Genomic DNA, 19,279 nt, shown 5'->3' with positions numbered 1-19,279 from the left:
ATTTATGTTTCCAAACGAACAGGCAAAATCAATCATCATGGAAAAAAGACAATTAGGCAATTCGGATCTCAAAGCAGTGCCACTTGCATTTGGTGGAAATGTTTTTGGTTGGACGGTGGATGAAAAAACTTCCTTTCAATTGCTGGATGGCTTTGCAGGTGCAGGGTTCAACTTGGTAGACACGGCTGATGTATACTCAAGATGGGCGCCGGGCAATACCGGAGGCGAGTCGGAAACCATCATCGGGAAGTGGATGAAACAACGTGGCAATAGAAATAATATCCTGGTTGCTACTAAAGTGGGTAGCGATATGGGGGATGGAAAAAAGGGAATTTCAAAAAAATATATACTACAGGCTGCCGAAGCTTCACTTCAGCGTTTACAAACGGATCGCATAGATCTTTACCAGACACATTTCGACGATGAATCCACACCGGTGGAAGAAACGCTGGAAGCCTATGCACAATTGGTAAAAGAAGGTAAGGTGAGATGGATAGGCGCTTCCAATATGACGGCAGAACGGTTGATCGCTTCGCTGAAAGCCAGTAAGGAAAATGGTTTTCCTTCTTATCAGACATTACAACCACACTATAATTTATACGATCGCGAAAAATTCGAAACGGAATATGAACAGATCTGCCTTGATCACCATCTCGGCGTGCTGAACTACTTTGCGTTGGCCAGCGGTTTTCTCACCGGTAAATACCGGAGCGAAAAGGATTTCGGGAAAAGTACCCGCGGTGGTGGAATGGGAAAATACCTGAATGCCCGGGGCCTTTCCATACTCGATGTGCTGGATACAGTGAGTGCCAAACATAATACCACGCAGGCTTCTGTGGCACTGGCCTGGTTGATGGCGAGAAAAAGTGTAACAGCGCCGATTGCCAGTGCAACTAACCCTGATCAATTGGATGCGTTGATCAAAGCGGCGGTATTAGAACTTACAACTGATGATATCAATCTGTTAGACAATGCAAGTACCTGGAAATAATCATTCAATAAAATAATTTATATGAAAATTGTAATCGCTTCCGATCATGCGGGATTTATTTACAAAAATATTATTCTGAAAGAATTGCAAGACAAAGGTGTTGATATCACCGACCTGGGTGTATATGATACGACACCTGCCGATTACCCGGATTGTGCGGAATCGGTTGCTACAGCTATTTCCAGCGGAAAAGCGGAAAGAGGCATATTGATCTGCGGCAGTGGAGTGGGAGTGAGTGTAGCTGTCAATAAATTCAAAGGTATCAGGGGCGGTGTTTGCCACGATACATATTCAGCACATCAATGCGTGGAGCACGATGATGCAAATGTATTGTGCATCGGAGAACGGGTGATCGGGATTGAACCTGCGCGGGAAATAGTAGCTGCTTTTCTGGATGCAAAATTTACGCATGAAGCACGCCACCAGAGAAGGCTGGATAAGATCAACGCTATTGAGGAAAAAAATATGAAATAAAAAAGCGGCTGGTTTTCGCCAGCCGCTGATATTTTATGGCTCTATCTTATTGACGATAATACGCAGCCTGTTGTCGAGGCTCATGGTATCACCGGATAATTTTACAACTTCGCCGGATTTCAATTCCCTGTAACCGGCTTGCAGTTTCACCCTGCTGATCACTGCATCAAAATCTTTTCCTTCATCATCTTTCAGCGCAGCAGTATACCCGTCTTTGCCGAATTCAATATTTTGTACCGTACCCTTCGCGGAAAAAACTTTCGACGGGGCCGAGCAGGATACCATCAACACTGTTGTCATCATGGCCATGGCCGGGATTGCTATTATTCTTCTTATCATTTGAACCGTTTTACGCAAAGTTAGAATTTATAACACAGCAGGAACGTTAATAAAATGAGAAGTATACAATCTAAATCACCATTGTCCTGAAAGTCAGGTTCACCCTGGGGTGTGTGACCTTTGTACTTTTTGGCAAGCGGTGTAGCCAGAAGGTTTGCGTAGTATCTTTCATCACCAGCAAGCTGCCATGCTCCAGGATCAATGAAACTTTTTCAGCGCTTTTTTTATGTTTAAAGGCGAATCTTCTTTCTGCACCAAAACTCCAGGAAGCAATGCTACTGTTCTTTCCTAATGCTTTTTCATCATCGCTATGCCAGGCCATTCCTTCATCTCCATCGTGATATAGGTTCAGCAGGCAGGAATTATATTTTATGCCTGTCAGTTTTTCTACCATTGTCTTAAGCTCCAGTAATTCTTTTGTCCAGGGTAAAGCGGTTTTGGTAGTGTTGGAATAAGTATAAGAAAAGCCAGCATCAGCGTACCAGGCAACTTTTCTTTTGGTAATGATATGTTTTCCGAAAATCACTGCTTCATCATTTTTCCATTCGATATCATTTAATAGTTTATCGAGATAGTGATCGGCCATTTTTTTATCGATCACTTTCCCATAATAATTTACCGTGCCATCATAAGGCAGCAGGTTTTCTTCGCTATTGGTTGGAAACAAACTCATGTCTTAAATTTTAATTGGTTGCTCTTGATGCTTCCCAGCCAATCATGGCCGCTTTGCGGTTACTGCCCCAGTGATAATTCCCCAGCACGCCGGTAGATTGTATCACACGATGGCAGGGTATCAGGAATGCCACCGGGTTATCACCTACCGCTGAGCCCACAGCTCTTGAAGCATTCGGGTTGTTGAGTGTTTTGGCAATGCTTCCATACGTTGTCATTTGCCCCAAAGGTATACGCAGCAGAGTTTCCCAAACCTTGATCTGAAATTCGGTTCCTTTCAGATGCAACTTTACCTGTTCGGGCTTTTCCCATTTATCGGTGAATATGTGTAATACGTTTTGTTGAATACGATCCGTCATTTGACGGAATGAAGCTTTGGGAAATAGCTTTTTCAAGCCATCAAATTCTTTATCCCTGTTGTCGGCGAAAGCCATGTAGCAAATACCTCTTGGTGTAGATGCTACCAGTATATTTCCAAACGGGCTTTCAGCAAAACTGTAATTGATGCTGAGCGATTCGCCGCCGTTTTTATATTCACCGGGTGTCATGCCTTCGATATTGATGAATAGATCGTGCAGCCTCCCTGTGCCGGACAAACCTGTTTCGATGGCAGTATCAAACAATGTCGCATCATTTTCTTTCAATATTTTTTTCGCATGTTCGATCGTAATGTATTGAAGGAATTTTTTGGGGCTTACACCGGCCCACTCTGTAAACAATTTCTGAAAATGAAAAGGGCTCAGATGTATGCTCGCCGCGATCTCTTCCAGTTGCGGCTGTTCCCTGAAATGTGCATGAATATAACCGATGGCATTTTGTATACGGTCGAAATCTGTACTGGCCTGTGTGTTCATTACTTTAAATTTATGACACAAAACTATAGCGCTCATCAATCTTCACCTACCCGAAACTTGCTAAGTTACAGATCCTTGAAATTTTTTCTTTTAAAACGGATATAACGTTGATGCTTAGCCGCAGGAATTATTTGTGTGTGATATATGCCTTTGTTCGCGGAAAATAAATAAGCTGTGATGCAGGCAACTGCAACGTATATCCCGCAATGCATTCCAAAAAGTTCCATTGCCATTATCGTGCAGGCAACAGGAGTGTTGGTAGCTCCTGCAAATACAGCTACGAAGCCCATACCCGCCAGTAATGCCACAGGCAGAGGTATCCATCCGGCGAGAGCGCTGCCCAATGCTGCACCGATAAAAAACAGCGGGGTCACTTCCCCTCCCTTGAAACCTGCGCCCAGCGTAACTATGGTGAATAACATCTTCAAGGCAAAATCGTACCAGTAAGCCTGTTGCTCAAATGTTTTTACCATGAAAGGAATGCCAAGGCCGATATAAGCGGTACTGTTCAACAACCACACACCTGCAACGATCAGTATACCACCGGCAAACGGCCGAAGAGGCATGAAAGCGGTGGACCTGCCGAATAAGTTATCGGAAAAATGTAATGACCTGCTAAACAATGTTGCGCAGGCGCCAAATAAAATTCCTGCCGTTACTGCATATAAAATATTCAGCAAGGAAATGCCCGGGATGAGGGGGATGCTGTAATGTGTATGGGGAGCATGCAGTAATTTTGCTGTAAGATCAGCGATAAAAGTGGCTGCAAATACGGGCACGACTGCTTTTGCATCCACACGGTTCACGAGCGCTACTTCCAGTCCGAATATGGCTCCGGCAACCGGAGTACCGAATACGGAACCGAAACCTGCCCCGATGGCGCTCATCAGCAGTATCTTCCTATCTGTGGGGGATAGACGAAAAGGTTTGCTGAACTGATCAGCTATCGAGCCTGCCATCTGTAATGCCGTACCTTCACGGCCTGCAGAGCCTCCGAATAAATGCGTGATAATGGTGCCAATGAAAATGAATGGCGCCATTTTGAATGGAACTCTTTTTTGCGGTTCGTATATTTCTCCTATCAGTAAATTATTCCCTGCTGCAATATCTTTTCCATAATAATGATACAGCAATCCAATTCCCAATCCCGCTACCGGTAATAACGCGATCAGCCAGCGATGATTTTCGCGATAGCCGGTTACATAATTGAGTGAATGCAAAAAAAATGCGGAAGCTATACCAATGCAGGTGCCTGTGAGCAATGAGATCATCAGCCACTTGCCGGCATATTGCGCAAAGCTTTTCAATGAAAAAGTTGGTTTGTTTGAAACGGGCTGAAGTTGTGACATAATTTTCCTGGTTAAATGTAAAACATTTTAAGACCAGGCGCCATCAGCTTTTTAGGGCAGTTGAGTAGGAAGACACCATTTCCTTTTAAGGTTCAAGGTTCAAGGTTAAAAGTTCAACCTGAAATTATTTTAAGTCCTGAAAAGTATTTCAGCGCGTGAATTAACCTTGAACTTTCAACCTTGAACTTTGAACCTTTTATGGAGTACGATCATCAAGATCCTGCTCCGCCTGGTCTTCATTTGACCAGTCTTGCAATGCATCTTTGACTTTATCAATAAAACCTTTTTCTCCTTCTTTGGGGGTTTTGTCTGAAGTGGAGTCTGTTGATTGAGCTGCCTGATTTTTGGAAGCAGCTCCTCCACCTTCGTTTTCGCCACCAGGGAAACGTTTAAAAAAGCTAAATGATTGTAGCATGATATTATTTTTAGATTTTTCGAAAATTTGTTTCTATAAATCTAATCAATTTTTGTGCTAAAAGCTAATTAAAGCATCAACATCCGCTATCCGGAAAAAAAGTGGGTTAATTTATCCGGCAGCAGAAGCGAAGCTTTCTTTTATCTTGCCCGAAAGGTCGGTAGCGATCATGCGGGCTGCAATGTTGATCATATTCTTAAAAGCAGTGGCACCGGAAATGCCATGCCCTATGATCACCGGTTTGGCTACACCCAATACAGGTACGCCACCATAACTTTCAAAATTGAAACGTTCGAAATGTTCGTCTTTGATATTGCGGCGCTGAACGATATCGTGTATGCTTTCCGCAAGTTTAAGTACCACGTTACCGGTAAAACCATCACATACCATCACATCGGCCTTGTCCAAAAGGATATCACGGCCTTCGATATTTCCGGTAAAATTGATCTGTTTATTTTCTTTCAGCAGGGGATAGGTAGCCTGCGCCAGGAGATTTCCTTTTCCTTCTTCTTCCCCAAGATTTACCAGGCCCACTTTCGGATTTTCTGTTTTCAGGATATGCTCTGCAAACAAAGAGCCCAATACGGCGAACTGGTTGAGGTTTTCAGGCTTGCAATCGGAGTTTAATCCCACATCCACCAGCAATCCAAGCTTGCCATTTTCCCTGGGCATGTATGCGCCAATGGTTGGGCGGAGTATGCCTTCTATGGCTTTAATGCTGAACAGTGCCCCCACCATCATGGCACCTGTATTACCTGCGCTGATGAACGCGTCTGCTTTGCCGGTTGCCAGTAAATGGAAACCGATCGCAATGGAAGACTGTTGTTTTTCTTTTAATGCTTTTGTAGGATGTTCATGCATTTCTATCACCTGGGAGGCGTGCACGATCGTGTATTTTCCTGTGGGAACGGGTTGCTCCTGCAGGTGTGCCTGTATCTTTTCCCGGTCACCGATCAGTAACACTTGGATATCATCTTCGTTCTCTGCAAAAAATGCGGCAACGCCTTTTACTGCTTCAAGCGGGGCGTAATCGCCGCCCATCATATCCAGTCCGATCGTGATCATGCAAGAAAATTTTAAAATTAAAAATTCCAAAACCGGGCTTGAAGTTACTCAAACTTTAGTTTTGGAATTAAAATCTTTATGTGAGAATTACATCGCTCTCAATGGTGCTTTTTCAGCAACAACTTTTCCTTTATAGAACAATTTTCCTTCACTAACATGTGCCCTGTGGCGTACATGTATCGCACCTGTTGTGCTATCGGTACTTAAAGTAGCTTCAACTGCTTTATAGTGTGTCCTTCTTTTCGCACTGCGTTGTTGACTATGGCGCCTTTTTGGATTTGGCATGACTGTTTATTTTTAAAATTAAAATTTTTTTTCAGGTTCAAATGTTCAAGAGGTTCAAGACGTTCAAAATGTTGTGAAACCTTTTGAACATTTGAACCTTTCAACCTTTTGAACGGTTCTAGTTTTCTTTAAACTTATCCAATCCTTTCCACAAGGTATTGGCGTTGTGCTCTTCTTTCACTTCCATCTGCTTCAACTTTTCGAGCACTTCATTGTTACATTTCGATCCGCCTCTTTCGTTTTCGCCGCACATGCGTTGTGTAGGAACACTCAACATCGCGAATTCATATAACCAATCGCTTACTTCAAGGTGGCTTTCGGTACGTGCGATGTAAAATACATCGGGGTCTTCCTCGTTCATATTCATCTCATCCGGATTATCCACGAGCTTTACAACTACTTTGAATTCATCCCAGAGATCCATGGTCAATGGATTCCCACACCTGTCGCAACTCACATCGGCCTTTCCTCCAATTTCAAACTTCAGCAGCATGAAACCGGTATTTTTTTCGAGTGATAACTTCACATTTGCCTGTGCATTTGTAAAATCTTCTGCGCCTTTTTCAGCAAAGAACTTGTCGTCTAAATCGTAATTAAACTGGTGAACACCAGGCTTTAACCCCACAAACGCAATCTCAAATGCCCTCTTGTTAGCCATTGTGTTCTGTTTAAAGGACGGCAAAGGTAATAGAAAATTATCAATTATATGTGTAAAACCAAGAGTTTTTCTCAAAACCCGCCGGTAAAGTTACAGTATTTAGCTAATTTTAAGTTATATGAAGTTCACCCGAAGGGCGTCCATCGCCATTATTTTGGTCATTTTATGTATCATCGTTCACTTTTACAGCGGCCACGCAGCCCGTGTTGAGCAGGGGTACAGCACTCATTTATATAAATATATCTCTATATCCTTACGCCTTTTATTCGGTTGGATCCCTTTCAGTGTCGGGGATATTTTATACGGAGCTTTATTTATATGGTTGATCTTCAAAGTGGTACGATTCTCCAAGAAGGTTTTCCGCAGGCGTACCATGGCTTCCTTCAAAGAGCAATCCGGCCGTAAGTTGCTCAGGGCAATTACGTTATTGAGTATTTTGTACCTTGTTTTCAATGTTTTATGGGGAATCAATTATAACCGCAAGGGGATCGCTTCGCAACTCGGACTAAAAATGGAAAAATATAGCCAGGACGATCTCAAAATGCTGAATGGTTTGCTGGTAGCAAAAATCAACAGCAGCAAAGCCGTGCTGATCCGTCAGCAACGTAACTATCCCAACAATGACTCGCTTATTGCCGAAGTGAAAAATGCTTATGACCAGCTTGCGCAACAATATCCTTATCTTGTTTATGAACATGTTTCGCTGAAACCATCGATCTGGGGTTGGTTGGGCAACTACGCAGGTTTTTCAGGATATTACAATCCTTTCACCGGCGAGGCACAATTGAACACCACGATGCCGCGATTTTTATTGCCTTATACCGCCTGCCACGAAGTAGCGCACCAGATCGGTTACGCGAAGGAGATGGAAGCGAATTTTGTGGGCTATCTTGCTGCCAGCACTTCTACGGATACATCGTTTCATTATTCCGTGTACCTCGATCTTTTCAATTATGCTAACCGAAACCTGTATTTTACAGATTCCGCCGCAGCGGGAATGTACAGGAAGCAACTTTCGCCGGCCGTAGTAGCGGATATAAAAGAATGGATCGCCTTCAGCCGAAAATACCGCAATCCCATAGAACCTTTTATCCGATGGGGTTACGGCGTATTTCTGCGGAGTAATCAACAGCCGCAGGGCATATTGAGTTATGATGAAGTGACGGGGTTTTTAATAGCCTATTATAAAAAATTCGGGAGGATTTAAGTAAATTACGAATTACGAATTACGAATTATAAGTTTTATAAACCTGTTGTAAACTTCGAAGGTTTCACTATTCACTATTCACCATTCACTTGTTGGTTTGATAATTGTATTCTCTTCACCATTCTAATCAGCATCACACACAATGAAACCTATTTTCAAACTTATCATTTCCATTGCGATCCCATTGGCTGTAGGCGCCGTCAGCGGTTATTTAACGATGGAATCTGTACAGACCTGGTACACCACTTTAAATAAACCTTCGTTCAATCCGCCCAATGGAATATTCGCCCCGGTGTGGACTACCTTGTACATCATGATGGGGATTGCCTGTTTTCTTGTATGGAAAAAAGATTTTCCTCAACCTGCAAAAAGGAGGGCGCTGATCTTTTACAGCATTCAGTTGTTGTTGAATTTCCTGTGGTCGTTCATCTTTTTTTACCTGCATGAAAAAGGGGCGGCGTTGGCAGAGATAATATTGTTGTGGATCTTTATACTGCTTACTATAATTTCTTTTGGTAAAATATCCAAACCGGCTGCGTGGCTGCTGGTGCCGTATATTTTGTGGGTGAGTTTTGCTACGGTGCTTACTTATTCCATCTGGAATTTGAATTAAAATGTATGATGTAAGATGTATGATGTCTTTCAATTTAAAATATTTCCAAAAATTGTTTGTTATATTAAGTCTGAAGAAATCATACATCATACATCTCACATCATACATTTACTTGAGCGTTTCCGTTATTTTTTTTCTGAAACCAGCATCACTCATCACTTTCAGCTCAAAACTATTCATCCACTTTTGAAGCCTTTGATTTTCGTCTTCCGTAAGGTTGTTGAAAAAATAAGCCATTTCTAATTTTGTATCCTCCTTTGTAGTCGCATATACTGCTTTGGTGAGCACCCAGGCAGTGCTGCCGCCTTTCATGCCTGCATGCTTCAGCCATTTCTGGTTAGCGGGATTTTCCATTATGGTTTCCAGTACTTCGGAGATGATGCCGTAAGTGTTTTCATCAAAGAATTTCCGGTTGTTGAGGACTTTGCAGATGCGCACATATTCTTTTGTTGTAGACGCCGGAAGGCGATCGCTCCAGGCTTTCTGCATGGTCATGGTAAGGTCTTGCGGACGAAATTTATCTTTCAGCAGCGTACTGTATTTTAGTGCATTGTGCATGTCGAAAATATAGCGGCTGTATTCCTGGTCTGATAATTTTTTTATTCCCTTAAGAATGCTTTCTTCCTTTTTGCCTTTGGGATTTTGATACATGAACAGGGAAGCGACTATGGGATAGATGGCAGTGTGTTGTTTCAACCCGAATAACTGGATGTTGTTTTTCACATTATCGAAGCCCAGCAGATCCATCAAATATTCTGTGTTGGCATTGCTGCTGAACATGATCATCCCGCGGGCGACATCCATGAGCCTGGCGCTATCGCCCTGGATATGCCCCATCTTTTTTTCATAAGCGATCCAGTTCGGGTGTGCGTCACCGTCGGTATTGGGCAGGTAATATTTTTCAAGTTCAGCGAGGCTCACTTTCGAAGATTGATCTATTACGTTAAGCGCCGCTTGTTTTGCAAATTCTACTGCCACCATTATTTTTACGGTGCTCGCCAGTGGCATCAACGTATTTTCATTCACATGCGCCAGCACGGTATCATTTTGAGAAAGGTAAATGGAAGAGCGGCTTTTGTTGGCGGCGATGAAGTTGAGTAACGAATCGGCAGTTGATTGCGAAAAAGCCTGCTGACTGAGGAGCAATAAGAAGAAGTAAAATACTTTTTTCATACATGCATTTTATGGTAGACCACAGAGTAACACAGAGTAAAAATATTTTGTTTAAATATAAATCGCTTCTGTGAAACTCTCCTCTGTGCCTCCGTGGTTCAAAAAATTAAAAATTATTCTTCCACATCATACTTTCTACAGGCTTATCTGGCTGTCCGCTGTATTTCGCATTTTTTTTCTGGTTGTAGCGTACTTCAATTTCGCCGTCCACCGGGAAATAGATCAGTTGTCCGATCGGCATTCCTTTGTAAACCCTCACCGGTTGTTTGACAGAGATCTCAAGTGTCCAGTTACCGCAAAAGCCCACATCACCTTTGCCGGCGGTAGCGTGGATATCGATGCCCAGGCGCCCGGTAGAAGATTTTCCTTCCAGGAAGGGTACATGCGCATGCGTTTCCGTGTATTCTTCTGTTACACCCAGGTAAAACCTATGCGGCAGCAGTAATATCCCTTCGTCGGGGATTTCAAAATGTTTGATGGTGTTGTGCTTTTTGGCATCCAGTTCCTCGTGTTCGTAAGTGGCCAGGTTCTTCCCCAGGTGTACGTCGTAGCTGTTGCTGCCAAGGCATTCGCGATTGTAAGGAACAATTTTGATGGTCCCTTTTTCTATCTCTTCTAGTATTCTCGTATCGCTGAGTATCATATGCTGATTTTTAAACCTGTATCTCCGGCGGTTATTTCCACACAAAAAGATTTTACTGGTTACCTTTATAGTGCCGCAAAGCTAAATTCTTAAATCTAGAATCTCAAATCTGTAATAACGCTATGCCACTGGTTTACCAACAAAATATCAACGAAAACACGAAGCTGGGGGTATGGCATATCACGGAGGATGAGCCTTTTTTTCTGCAAAAAGTGGTACTTCAGAATGAGATCACCCATCCGCACAAGCGGCTCCAGCACCTGGCGGGGAGATATGTGCTGCAGGCTTTATTTCCCGGTTTTCCACTGGAACTGATCCGTGTGGCGGATACCCGTAAACCTTTTCTCCCCGGCGAAAAGTATCATTTTTCGATCTCCCATTGCAGCGATTATGCCGCGGTGATCGTCAGCACAAAAAGCAGGGTGGGGGTGGATATCGAATTGCCGCAGGAGAAGATCGAACGGATCAAATATAAATATCTTACTGAACCGGAAATGCAACTCGTGCTTGATTTACCCGTAGTGCCGCTGGATGCCCTTACCATGGCATGGAGTATCAAGGAAGCGATGTTTAAATGGTATGGCAATGGCAAAGTTGATTTCCGGCAGCATATGGTCATCCGGAAGATAGCTGCCAGTGATTTCGCTTTTTCTGCAGATTGTATCTTTACAAAAGAAGAAGATTGGCCGGTGAAAGTGCATGCGCTGATGTTTAACGGCATCAGCCTGGCGTTCTTAATCACGGATTTTTAAGGATGAAAGGACAGCACGGATTTATTTACTGCGCAAAAAAATCAATATGCATCCTGTAAAGAATTCATGTTTAATGTAGATTTCACCATTCACTTAAAAGAAGCCCTGGTTGAGTGTGTTGCTGATGATGTAGTAGAGGCTTTTGTCGAGTGCCATGAGCTCTGCAGTTTTTTCAAAGAATATCTCCACGCTTTCTGCCCAGAATTCCTGCTCGTTGCTAAGCCCGTACAAGGTATAAAGTGACGACAGGCTGCTGAGTTCATACAATAAGGCTGTACGGCTGCGTTCTTCAAAGGCTTTGTATCCTTCCATGAAATGTTCATCCATATCGTCGAGTGCCGCGAAATTCTGGTAATGATACGCATGCGCCATTTCGTGTAACCCGACATTGACACCATCCGGGAGCCTGAAGCCATTCAAAAAATGCTTCCAGGAAATATTGATGCGGTTGTTGGAAACATTGCCGATCACTATCCGAAGGCTTTGATGGTAGTTGATAAATTCATCGGGATAAATATGTATCTCGCTGAAGATGGGGAGCAGATATTTCTTCAATCCAAAACTCAATTGTACCGCAGAAGCGCTGATGAGTATCGGCATTTCTTTGAAGCCGCCTTTATCGTGGATCACAAAATTTTTGCGCTGCATGAATTTACGTACACGTTTAATGAATTTTTCTCTTTGTTCCTGGTTTTCCAGGATTAAAAAATAGGGGAGGTGTTTTGTAAGTATTTTTTCAAATTCTTCTGTAGAGAATTCAAGTTGATACCCCCGATATACCAGGTAATCCGGATTCACAACAGGAGTATCAGGTACAACATACTCCTGCGTAACAGGCGGGTTACCCACCGCCGGGAAAATTTTAGTAATAAGGGTGGCACACATTAAAATTGCAGCCATCACGATCAGTACCATTGAAGCCGCAATTAATCCTAATAGAAACATGGCACCGCCAATGATGAACAGCACTCTGTACTGCTGTTTAGTGGTCATCGTATGCGGCTTGTCGTAAAAATTCCTGAGATACCGTTTTTTGCGCAGAAACCTGTCGAGCATAACAGCTCCAACAATAATAAGGAAAGGCAGGATTTTTATAAACATATTTATTGTCAGTAATCTATTTCATTTATTTTTTCTTCGCCATCCAGTAACGGAATATCACCCACCGATGCGCCGGCGATGCCTTTCACTGATCCGTAAAGACCGCTGGTGCTGAGCAATACTTTTTCGAGTTGCTTTTCCCGTTCTTTCCAGAGTTTTTCCATTTGCATACGTTCTTTGGTGATGCTGTTGCGCATGGCAATAAACCCTTCAGCGATCGCTTCTACCTGCCCTTTGAATTCAACTCCGGTAAGGTAATTGTACAACATCTGCATCTTGTCGCCCTTGTTTTCTTCTCTTTTCTCGGCTTCATATATCTTAAGGAGGCCATCGCGTAGCAAATAAGAAACGCTGCTCACTTCAGTGAAATTGCAGATCCAGATGCCGTCTTTTTCACCAAAACGATCCATGTCTTTCGGGAAAGTCTGGGTTACCAGTATCGCGATATCCGCATTGCGACTGCGTTTGTCGGCTTTGAGTTTATCGATCCAGTTGCTGCTCCAGCCCTTGGTGCGTTTGCTTTCGTAAATGATCTTGCCGCATTCTTTGCCGCCACTGTTGCGAACGGTTTGAATACAATCCGCACCTTCCACGCCTTTGCCCACTTCATCTATGAGGTCGAAAGGAAAATTCTCCTTCAGAATTTCTTCCAGTAAAAGTTCCTGCGATTCGCCCTGGCGCTGCATCGAGCTTTGCTCGGCCTTGCGTTTCATTTCATCGATGAGTTTATTTTGTTGTTCCAGCCGCATTTCCAGTTCCTTGTTGCGCAGCTGTTGTTCGCTTTCCCGCAGGTTGTTTTTTTCCAGTTCCTGCTGGCGGATCTGTTCACTGATGGTTACCCTTTCTTCCTGCAATTTTTTCTGCACCGTGATCTCCAGTTCTTCTTCCTTGTTCTTCAGTTCCTGTTCTTTCTGCAAAAATTCCAGCTCTTTCTTACGGGCTTCTTTCAGCTTTTCTTCAGTGTTGTTGCTGTTTTCCTGCAATACACGGATCCTGTTTTCGTAATCTGAAGAAATGCTTTTGGTCAGCTGTTGTTGTATTTCGGTTTCCAGCTTCAGGCGTTCTTTCTGGATCTTTTGTGCAAACAATTCATTTTCCTGTTTCTTCTTTTCTTCAAATAATTGCTGCTCGGCTTCGAGTTTCTTTTTTTCTTCGTCTATTTTTCCGAGAGATCTTTTGAGGTCGGCCTGGTATTTCTGCTGGTATTTTTTTTCTATATCCGCTGCAAGTACGTTTTCCACGTCAAATTCGTGGCCGCAATTGGGGCACTTAATATCGTTAGGCATAATGATCCGGTTTAAGGTATAAATATAAATAAAAAGCCTCTCCCGTGAGGGAAAGGCTTGTGCGGTCAATCAGATTCGAACTGACACGCCCGTTGTGTGGGCGCTACCACCTCAAGGTAGTGCGTCTACCAATTTCGCCATGACCGCATTTTTGAGGAATGCAAATATATATAGATTACACGAATTAAAAACGAATTACACGAATTACACGAATTTTTTAGAGGATAAATGGAAAGACATAAATTTTTAGCATAACATACACGAATAGAGATGCAGGTTGTACAGATTTGTATACCCATGCAAACTTCGAAGATTTCACTATTCACTTTTTTAACAATATCCGGAAGGTAGTTCCTTTGCCGGGTTCTGACTGTTTTACATATAATTCCCCTTTATGGTATTGGTCGATGATCCTTTTGCTCAGCGACAGTCCCAACCCCCAACCGCGTTTTTTGGTGGTAAAACCGGGTTTGAAGACCTGGCTGATATTCTTTTTGCTGATGCCTTTGCCCGTATCTTTTACATCAATAGCCACCTGGGTGGTTTCATTCCGGATAGAGATGGAAATGTTACCACGGCCATCCATGGCGTCGAGGGCATTTTTCAGGAGATTTTCTATTACCCAGTCAAACAATGGCGGGTTTATCATCGCGGTGATTTCTGTTTCGCCATAGGTCTCTATGCTGAAATTCACCTTCTCCGGGGCCCTGCGTTTTATATAGGCCATCATGTTTTCTACCTGCGTCACAAGATCCGATTCTTCGAGCTGTGGCGTACTGCCGATCTTTCCAAACCGGTCGCTCACCAGCATGAGGCGCTGCACATCCTTACTCATTTCGGCAGCTATCTTTTCATTTCCTTCCATGTCCTTGAGCATTTCTACCCAGCCCTGCAGCGAGGAAATAGGAGTGCCCAGTTGATGCGCCGTTTCCTTCGCCATGCCCGCCCATACCTGGTTTTGCGTGCTTTTATTGCGGGTGCTGATAGCATATAAAATGATGATGATGAAAATTGCCACCACAAATAATTGCACGATCGGGAAATAACGGATCTGTTTCAGCAAAGAAGATTCGCCATAATATACGAGGTTGTTTTGTTTGGGATCATAAGGGTTTTTCCAGATGATGGGCGCATTGGCATTTTTAAATTCCTCCAGTTTTTTTTGTATATAATTCTTGTCGGTGGCTACCTGTATGCTGTCGAGATTGTAATGATCCAGGATGCTATCTGTTTCTGTAACAGCGATCATGGGGATGTCCCTGTTATTTTCCGTAAGTACTTTGCTCGAGAGGATCGTGGACGTAGTATTGAGATTATTGGTTTCATTCACGGCTTCTACCCATTGTTCGATCTTTTGTTTTTCTTCATTGGCTATTTTTTTTGCAAGGAAATTAGAGAAGAACACGCTTACGCAAATGATGGCAATAGCGATCAATGCAAGGATGGTGCGCCAATTGAAAAGAGTGGAGAACATCTCTAAAATTACACGAATTAAGCGAATTACACGAATTGAAATGCAATCTTAAAGGCTCAGCTAGGCATTAAAAATTTCGAAGGTTTCACTATTGCCTATTCACTATTGACCATAAAAAAAGCCTCAATAGATTTATTGAGGCTTCGTACCCGGGAACGGAATTGAACCGTCACTCCCATTGCTGGGAACGGGATTTTAAGTCCCGCGTGTCTACCAGTTTCACCACCCGGGTGACACTGATTTTTAAAGAAAAAAAATCCCGACTAGGTCGGGATCTTTGTCTCTGAGCGGAAGACCAGGCTCGAACTGGCCACCCCGACCTTGGCAAGGTCGTGCTCTACCAAATGAGCTACTTCCGCGTTATTAAAAAAGAACTTTTTGTTTTTCGGATTGCAAAAATAAGGGTTGTTTTACAATCTCCAAAAAATATTTTTATTTATATTTTGGATTATACAAAGTATTTTCCGGAACAGTCACTTCAGGCTTGCCTTTGTAACGATGTGTATATAGGTTGTAACACCCGCCCAATACGAAAGCCAGTACTAAAAACACCTGGCAGAACCAGATAAAACGTGAAGAAGAGACCCAGTTGTGAGCAAAATCTTTACCTTGATTTTCTAAAGTTTCCTGTTGCATTAGCGTTGATTTTCGATTGCAAAAATAAGGGCTTACGTTGAAAAAAAATTATTTGTTGCCAATAATTTCTAAAAAGGTATTTTTCTTACGGATAAAATGATCCCACACAATGCTGCCACCATATACCCCGGTCACTTTACCATTTTTATTTTCCGCAAAAACTGATCTCTTTTTTTCCATCAGCACCCACTTCCAAAAGTGAAGGTGCGCTTTGATCACCATGATAAAATACCCGCCGTCGCCACTTACCAATCCTTTCACTGCCGCCACTCCATCCAGTATCATCCTGAAAGGTATTTTCCAGATGGCGGCCTGCCAGGTATAATTTTTATACAACATGATAAGGTTGTTGCGAAAGTTGAGATAGTTCTTACGGCTGTTGCCTTTTGGTAAAGTACCGCCGCCTACATGATACACAACCGATGCGGGTTGTACATACACTTTATATCCTGCCAGCTGTAATCTCCAGCAGAGATCTATCTCTTCCTGGTGCGCAAAAAAATATTCGTCGAGGCCGCCGGCGGCATGATAATTTTTTGCCCGGATGAACAATGCGGCTCCACTGGCCCAAAAACATTGCTGCACCGTATCATATTGTTTCCGATCTTTCTCACATTTATCAAATATCCTTCCTCTTGCGAACGCATACCCGAAATTATCCATCCATCCGCCGCAGGCGCCGGCATACTCAAATTCATCTTTTTGATGATAACTCAATAATTTAGGCTGACATGCGGCAATCAATTTATCCGATTCCATCAACGAGACCACCGGTTCGATCCAGTTTTCTGTTACTTCCACATCACTGTTGAGCAATACATAATAATCGCTTTGCACCTGCTTCAGTGAGGTATTGTATCCCCCTGCAAATCCCAGGTTGGTAGTGTTGAGGATGATTTCTACTGCGGGATAATGTTCTTTCAAAAATGAAATGGAATCGTCTGTAGAGGCATTGTCAGCAACTATTACGCGTTTGTTTGCATAGGTGGATGCCATTACCGAAGGCAAAAATTTTTCGAGATACGCCCGCCCGTTCCAGTTAAGGATAACGATGGCGACTTCGGGTAATATTTTATAATTGGTGACTGATTCGGTCATTATATATATGTCAAGTTACAAACATACTTATTTATTGCATTTACAAAGACGTTTTGTCTATGACCGAAATAGAACAGGAGGGATTGAGTTAGCTAAACTCCGAAGCCTTTTATTTCCTGCAATTCACGAAATACACCATCCCACAATTCAATTCTCTTCTGTAATGACTGGATCGTAGCAGTTTCGGCTTCCTGCCAAAGTAATTCATCATCGCCGCAAAGGTTTGCCGTCATCTGTAATGCAAGATGACTATGGTGATCGCCATCCACTTCAATGTGTCGTTCGAGATAGTATTTGAAAACTGAGATATTTTCAGGGAGGTCTTTATGTAAATCATGAATGATAGAAATGAACATGCCTGGTATCAGGTCTTCGCGGCCAAATGTAAAAATAGCCGATTGCAAATGATCCTTCTGGCTGGCGATGATGGAAAAAGTAAACTCAACAAATGCTTTTGCTTCTTTCGGTGTTCCGGATTCTGTAAAAGCAGTTTCAAGGGTACCGGTTTTTTGTAAAAGCGTAACAAATTTTTCGATTGGCGATGTATCGGCGCCGCTTTCCTTCATCGCTTCGAGGTACAATTCAAAATGACTTTTTCTGTTGCCCGCCTGATCAACATCCGATTCTTCGCCGGCCACGATCTCGTTAATAAGGTAACGCGTATCGGCAGAGCCCTTCGGAAACCATGGTACTGTAGTACAGGTAAGATTATTCTGTAAAGTTTTTAAAAGCGACATGAAATCCCATACGGCATACACATGATATTTCATGAAGACCTTCAGGTCATTTATATCGCGGATAAGTGAATAGGCGGGGTGTTGAATGATCTGTTGGCGCAATGGCTCGATCGCCCGCTGAATTTTTTGAATACGCTCGCTCACGGTGCAGGGGTTTAAAAATGACTGCAAAGATACTATCGTTCAGCTGTATTCAGTAGTTTTTCAAGCACCTGCAGATCCCCTCACTGTCAATGCAGATTTAATGATAATATTCTCATTCGACATCTCTCCTCCTTTTTTATCAAGATATTTGAAGAGTTGGGATGCCGCGGCAATGCCCATTTCATTGGCCGGTTGTGTAATGGTGGTCAATGGCGGATTTAAAAAATCTGCCGTTATGAGATTGGAGAAACAGATGACCTTTAATTTCTGCGGGATTTTAATAGCAAGATCTTTGCAAACACTATAAGTAGCAAGTGCGAGTTCTTCTATGGAAGCAAATATCCCATCTACTTTTACGGGGCCGCTTAACAGCTTTTTTATTTCGCGGTAGTTACTTTTTGGATCATGGCTGCATTTAACGATCTTCCTGTTCTCCGGTTTCATATTATGTTTATCCAAAGCTTCAAGATAACCCTGCATCCGTTTGTTGTCGATCGACAGGTTTTTCGAAATCGACAGGTAAGCTATATTCCTGCATCCGTTTTGTATCAGGTGTTCTGTTGCAGCGAAGCCGCTGGCAAAATCATCGGTGATGATCTTTACTGTTTCAATTTCATGGCAGATCCTGTCGAAGAAAATGATAGGGATCTTATTATTGATGCATTCGTGCAAATGTGTGAAGTCCGTGGTGGTAGACGACAACGACATCAATATCCCATCCACTCTTCCATTTTGCAAATGATTGATGATGTCGATCTCTTTTTGCGCATCCTCATGAGTGATATAAACCAGCAGGTGATAATCTTTTTCACGGGCGATCGATTCAGCGCCATTGATCACCTGGAGGAAAAAATTATTCGTCATCTCGGGGATAACGATCGCGATCGTCTTGCTTTTAAGATTACGCATATAGGTTGCGTACGGGTTGGGCTTATAGCCAAGTTCCCGGGCCTTACTTAAAACTTTATGCTTGGTTTCCTGGCCGATCTCGTGGCTATCCTTCAAAGCTTTCGACACAGTAGAGATCGATACACTCAGCTCTGAGGCCAGTTTTTTTAAGTTTACTTTCGACATTTTATTACTATTGATTATAGTTGATACAGGTAAAATTATAGATAAAAGTACTATTTTTTTACTACTACGTTTTCGTAAATATATATCGAAAATATCTACACTTAATAGAAAAATAAATTGAACTTTCCTTCACAGAACTAATTTTTCAATTGCTCAATTTCTTAATAATTCCTAAATCAACTGCTGTATGATGGTCCAACAAACGTGTAACGTCCATAAATTTCCATGTAGAAAATGGC

22 protein-coding genes and 3 tRNA genes are annotated in these 19,279 nt (G+C 42.7%); 5 read left to right on the top strand and 20 right to left on the bottom strand.

Annotated elements, in window-relative coordinates:
- Window positions 1–37 precede the first annotated feature (37 nt).
- Window positions 38–991 carry an aldo/keto reductase gene (locus EGI32_RS00390; protein ID WP_255153361.1) on the top strand — a complete coding sequence of 318 codons (954 nt, stop codon included), beginning with the start codon at window positions 38–40 and terminating at the stop codon, window positions 989–991.
- 21 nt (window positions 992–1,012) lie between these two features.
- Window positions 1,013–1,465, top strand: a complete 453-nt coding sequence (gene rpiB / locus EGI32_RS00385) for a ribose 5-phosphate isomerase B (protein WP_255153360.1) — start codon at window positions 1,013–1,015, stop codon at window positions 1,463–1,465.
- A 33-nt stretch (window positions 1,466–1,498) separates the two neighbouring features.
- Here rpiB and EGI32_RS00380 read toward each other — a convergent pair whose 3' ends face one another.
- From EGI32_RS00380 to EGI32_RS00345, 8 genes are all read right to left on the bottom strand, one after another.
- The gene (locus EGI32_RS00380; RefSeq protein WP_255153358.1) at window positions 1,499–1,804 is read right to left on the bottom strand and encodes a hypothetical protein; all 306 of its coding nucleotides are present in this window, start codon (window positions 1,802–1,804) and stop codon (window positions 1,499–1,501) included.
- Window positions 1,805–1,874: 70 nt separating this feature from the next.
- The gene (locus EGI32_RS00375; protein ID WP_255153356.1) at window positions 1,875–2,477 is read right to left on the bottom strand and encodes an alpha-ketoglutarate-dependent dioxygenase AlkB; all 603 of its coding nucleotides are present in this window, start codon (window positions 2,475–2,477) and stop codon (window positions 1,875–1,877) included.
- 10 nt (window positions 2,478–2,487) lie between these two features.
- Window positions 2,488–3,330 carry a methylated-DNA--[protein]-cysteine S-methyltransferase gene (locus EGI32_RS00370; protein WP_255153355.1) on the bottom strand — a complete coding sequence of 281 codons (843 nt, stop codon included), beginning with the start codon at window positions 3,328–3,330 and terminating at the stop codon, window positions 2,488–2,490.
- A 65-nt stretch (window positions 3,331–3,395) separates the two neighbouring features.
- Window positions 3,396–4,679 carry a voltage-gated chloride channel family protein gene (locus EGI32_RS00365; RefSeq protein ID WP_255153354.1) on the bottom strand — a complete coding sequence of 428 codons (1,284 nt, stop codon included), beginning with the start codon at window positions 4,677–4,679 and terminating at the stop codon, window positions 3,396–3,398.
- Between the two features lie 196 nt (window positions 4,680–4,875).
- Complete coding sequence (locus EGI32_RS00360) at window positions 4,876–5,094, bottom strand: hypothetical protein (protein WP_255153353.1); 219 nt, start codon at window positions 5,092–5,094, stop codon at window positions 4,876–4,878.
- Window positions 5,095–5,205: 111 nt separating this feature from the next.
- Window positions 5,206–6,159 carry a phosphate acyltransferase PlsX gene (gene plsX, locus EGI32_RS00355; protein ID WP_255153351.1) on the bottom strand — a complete coding sequence of 318 codons (954 nt, stop codon included), beginning with the start codon at window positions 6,157–6,159 and terminating at the stop codon, window positions 5,206–5,208.
- Window positions 6,160–6,246: 87 nt separating this feature from the next.
- Window positions 6,247–6,444, bottom strand: a complete 198-nt coding sequence (rpmF, locus tag EGI32_RS00350; RefSeq protein ID WP_255153350.1) for a 50S ribosomal protein L32 — start codon at window positions 6,442–6,444, stop codon at window positions 6,247–6,249.
- A gap of 118 nt (window positions 6,445–6,562) precedes the next feature.
- Complete coding sequence (locus tag EGI32_RS00345; RefSeq protein ID WP_255153348.1) at window positions 6,563–7,102, bottom strand: DUF177 domain-containing protein; 540 nt, start codon at window positions 7,100–7,102, stop codon at window positions 6,563–6,565.
- 118 nt (window positions 7,103–7,220) lie between these two features.
- On the opposite strand from EGI32_RS00345, the gene EGI32_RS00340 reads away from it, so the two are divergent.
- Together EGI32_RS00340 and EGI32_RS00335 are read left to right on the top strand one after the other, a co-directional pair.
- Window positions 7,221–8,309 carry a DUF3810 domain-containing protein gene (locus EGI32_RS00340; protein ID WP_255153346.1) on the top strand — a complete coding sequence of 363 codons (1,089 nt, stop codon included), beginning with the start codon at window positions 7,221–7,223 and terminating at the stop codon, window positions 8,307–8,309.
- Window positions 8,310–8,451: 142 nt separating this feature from the next.
- Entirely contained in the window at window positions 8,452–8,922 is a 471-nt protein-coding gene (locus EGI32_RS00335; protein WP_255153344.1) for a TspO/MBR family protein, read from the top strand.
- A 108-nt stretch (window positions 8,923–9,030) separates the two neighbouring features.
- On the opposite strand, the gene EGI32_RS00330 is transcribed toward EGI32_RS00335, so the two are convergent.
- Entirely contained in the window at window positions 9,031–10,095 is a 1,065-nt protein-coding gene (locus EGI32_RS00330) for a serine hydrolase (protein WP_255153342.1), read from the bottom strand.
- A gap of 106 nt (window positions 10,096–10,201) precedes the next feature.
- Window positions 10,202–10,738 carry a dCTP deaminase gene (gene dcd / locus EGI32_RS00325; RefSeq protein ID WP_255153341.1) on the bottom strand — a complete coding sequence of 179 codons (537 nt, stop codon included), beginning with the start codon at window positions 10,736–10,738 and terminating at the stop codon, window positions 10,202–10,204.
- A 122-nt stretch (window positions 10,739–10,860) separates the two neighbouring features.
- Here dcd and EGI32_RS00320 point away from each other — a divergent pair, with 122 nt between their 5' ends.
- Window positions 10,861–11,490 (top strand): 4'-phosphopantetheinyl transferase superfamily protein, encoded by a 630-nt coding sequence (locus EGI32_RS00320; protein ID WP_255153340.1) that lies wholly within the window; start codon window positions 10,861–10,863, stop codon window positions 11,488–11,490.
- Between the two features lie 93 nt (window positions 11,491–11,583).
- On the opposite strand, the gene EGI32_RS00315 is transcribed toward EGI32_RS00320, so the two are convergent.
- The 10 genes from EGI32_RS00315 to EGI32_RS00270 form a co-directional block, all read right to left on the bottom strand.
- On the bottom strand, window positions 11,584–12,591 hold the full coding sequence (locus EGI32_RS00315) for a zinc-dependent peptidase (protein WP_255153338.1): 1,008 nt from the start codon (window positions 12,589–12,591) through the stop codon (window positions 11,584–11,586).
- An 8-nt stretch (window positions 12,592–12,599) separates the two neighbouring features.
- The gene (locus tag EGI32_RS00310; protein WP_255153337.1) at window positions 12,600–13,877 is read right to left on the bottom strand and encodes a DUF2130 domain-containing protein; all 1,278 of its coding nucleotides are present in this window, start codon (window positions 13,875–13,877) and stop codon (window positions 12,600–12,602) included.
- A gap of 60 nt (window positions 13,878–13,937) precedes the next feature.
- Window positions 13,938–14,024 (bottom strand) — tRNA-Leu (locus EGI32_RS00305).
- Window positions 14,025–14,199: 175 nt separating this feature from the next.
- The gene (locus EGI32_RS00300) at window positions 14,200–15,351 is read right to left on the bottom strand and encodes a HAMP domain-containing sensor histidine kinase (protein ID WP_255153336.1); all 1,152 of its coding nucleotides are present in this window, start codon (window positions 15,349–15,351) and stop codon (window positions 14,200–14,202) included.
- A gap of 146 nt (window positions 15,352–15,497) precedes the next feature.
- Window positions 15,498–15,583, bottom strand: a tRNA-Leu gene (locus EGI32_RS00295).
- A 54-nt stretch (window positions 15,584–15,637) separates the two neighbouring features.
- Window positions 15,638–15,710 (bottom strand) — tRNA-Gly (locus EGI32_RS00290).
- Between the two features lie 73 nt (window positions 15,711–15,783).
- Window positions 15,784–15,987, bottom strand: coding sequence for a hypothetical protein (locus EGI32_RS00285; protein ID WP_255153335.1), 204 nt, complete (start codon window positions 15,985–15,987; stop codon window positions 15,784–15,786).
- Window positions 15,988–16,035: 48 nt separating this feature from the next.
- Window positions 16,036–17,085, bottom strand: coding sequence for a glycosyltransferase family 2 protein (locus tag EGI32_RS00280; protein WP_255153333.1), 1,050 nt, complete (start codon window positions 17,083–17,085; stop codon window positions 16,036–16,038).
- A gap of 92 nt (window positions 17,086–17,177) precedes the next feature.
- The gene (locus EGI32_RS00275; RefSeq protein ID WP_255153331.1) at window positions 17,178–17,966 is read right to left on the bottom strand and encodes a DUF3050 domain-containing protein; all 789 of its coding nucleotides are present in this window, start codon (window positions 17,964–17,966) and stop codon (window positions 17,178–17,180) included.
- A gap of 60 nt (window positions 17,967–18,026) precedes the next feature.
- Entirely contained in the window at window positions 18,027–19,040 is a 1,014-nt protein-coding gene (locus EGI32_RS00270; protein ID WP_255153330.1) for a LacI family DNA-binding transcriptional regulator, read from the bottom strand.
- Window positions 19,041–19,279 lie beyond the last annotated feature (239 nt).

This window comes from Ferruginibacter sp. HRS2-29 (assembly GCF_024343615.1).
GTDB lineage: Bacteria > Bacteroidota > Bacteroidia > Chitinophagales > Chitinophagaceae > Ferruginibacter.
This window is presented reverse-complemented; position numbering and strand designations above follow the sequence as displayed.

What these genes read in the sequence shown, in the direction of transcription:
- EGI32_RS00365 (WP_255153354.1), bottom strand. Translation starts at nt 4,679, where the DNA reads ATGTCACAACTTCAGCCCGTTTCAAACAAACCAACTTTTTCATTGAAA.
- EGI32_RS00380 (WP_255153358.1), bottom strand. Translation starts at nt 1,804, where the DNA reads ATGATAAGAAGAATAATAGCAATCCCGGCCATGGCCATGATGACAACA.
- EGI32_RS00285 (WP_255153335.1), bottom strand. Translation starts at nt 15,987, where the DNA reads ATGCAACAGGAAACTTTAGAAAATCAAGGTAAAGATTTTGCTCACAAC.
- dcd (WP_255153341.1), bottom strand. Translation starts at nt 10,738, where the DNA reads ATGATACTCAGCGATACGAGAATACTAGAAGAGATAGAAAAAGGGACC.
- EGI32_RS00375 (WP_255153356.1), bottom strand. Translation starts at nt 2,477, where the DNA reads ATGAGTTTGTTTCCAACCAATAGCGAAGAAAACCTGCTGCCTTATGAT.
- EGI32_RS00330 (WP_255153342.1), bottom strand. Translation starts at nt 10,095, where the DNA reads ATGAAAAAAGTATTTTACTTCTTCTTATTGCTCCTCAGTCAGCAGGCT.
- rpmF (WP_255153350.1), bottom strand. Translation starts at nt 6,444, where the DNA reads ATGCCAAATCCAAAAAGGCGCCATAGTCAACAACGCAGTGCGAAAAGA.
- EGI32_RS00280 (WP_255153333.1), bottom strand. Translation starts at nt 17,085, where the DNA reads ATGACCGAATCAGTCACCAATTATAAAATATTACCCGAAGTCGCCATC.
- EGI32_RS00300 (WP_255153336.1), bottom strand. Translation starts at nt 15,351, where the DNA reads ATGTTCTCCACTCTTTTCAATTGGCGCACCATCCTTGCATTGATCGCT.
- EGI32_RS00345 (WP_255153348.1), bottom strand. Translation starts at nt 7,102, where the DNA reads ATGGCTAACAAGAGGGCATTTGAGATTGCGTTTGTGGGGTTAAAGCCT.
- plsX (WP_255153351.1), bottom strand. Translation starts at nt 6,159, where the DNA reads ATGATCACGATCGGACTGGATATGATGGGCGGCGATTACGCCCCGCTT.
- EGI32_RS00360 (WP_255153353.1), bottom strand. Translation starts at nt 5,094, where the DNA reads ATGCTACAATCATTTAGCTTTTTTAAACGTTTCCCTGGTGGCGAAAAC.
- EGI32_RS00315 (WP_255153338.1), bottom strand. Translation starts at nt 12,591, where the DNA reads ATGTTTATAAAAATCCTGCCTTTCCTTATTATTGTTGGAGCTGTTATG.
- EGI32_RS00390 (WP_255153361.1), top strand. Translation starts at nt 38, where the DNA reads ATGGAAAAAAGACAATTAGGCAATTCGGATCTCAAAGCAGTGCCACTT.
- EGI32_RS00335 (WP_255153344.1), top strand. Translation starts at nt 8,452, where the DNA reads ATGAAACCTATTTTCAAACTTATCATTTCCATTGCGATCCCATTGGCT.
- EGI32_RS00270 (WP_255153330.1), bottom strand. Translation starts at nt 19,040, where the DNA reads ATGTCGAAAGTAAACTTAAAAAAACTGGCCTCAGAGCTGAGTGTATCG.
- EGI32_RS00320 (WP_255153340.1), top strand. Translation starts at nt 10,861, where the DNA reads ATGCCACTGGTTTACCAACAAAATATCAACGAAAACACGAAGCTGGGG.
- EGI32_RS00370 (WP_255153355.1), bottom strand. Translation starts at nt 3,330, where the DNA reads ATGAACACACAGGCCAGTACAGATTTCGACCGTATACAAAATGCCATC.
- EGI32_RS00310 (WP_255153337.1), bottom strand. Translation starts at nt 13,877, where the DNA reads ATGCCTAACGATATTAAGTGCCCCAATTGCGGCCACGAATTTGACGTG.
- rpiB (WP_255153360.1), top strand. Translation starts at nt 1,013, where the DNA reads ATGAAAATTGTAATCGCTTCCGATCATGCGGGATTTATTTACAAAAAT.
- EGI32_RS00340 (WP_255153346.1), top strand. Translation starts at nt 7,221, where the DNA reads ATGAAGTTCACCCGAAGGGCGTCCATCGCCATTATTTTGGTCATTTTA.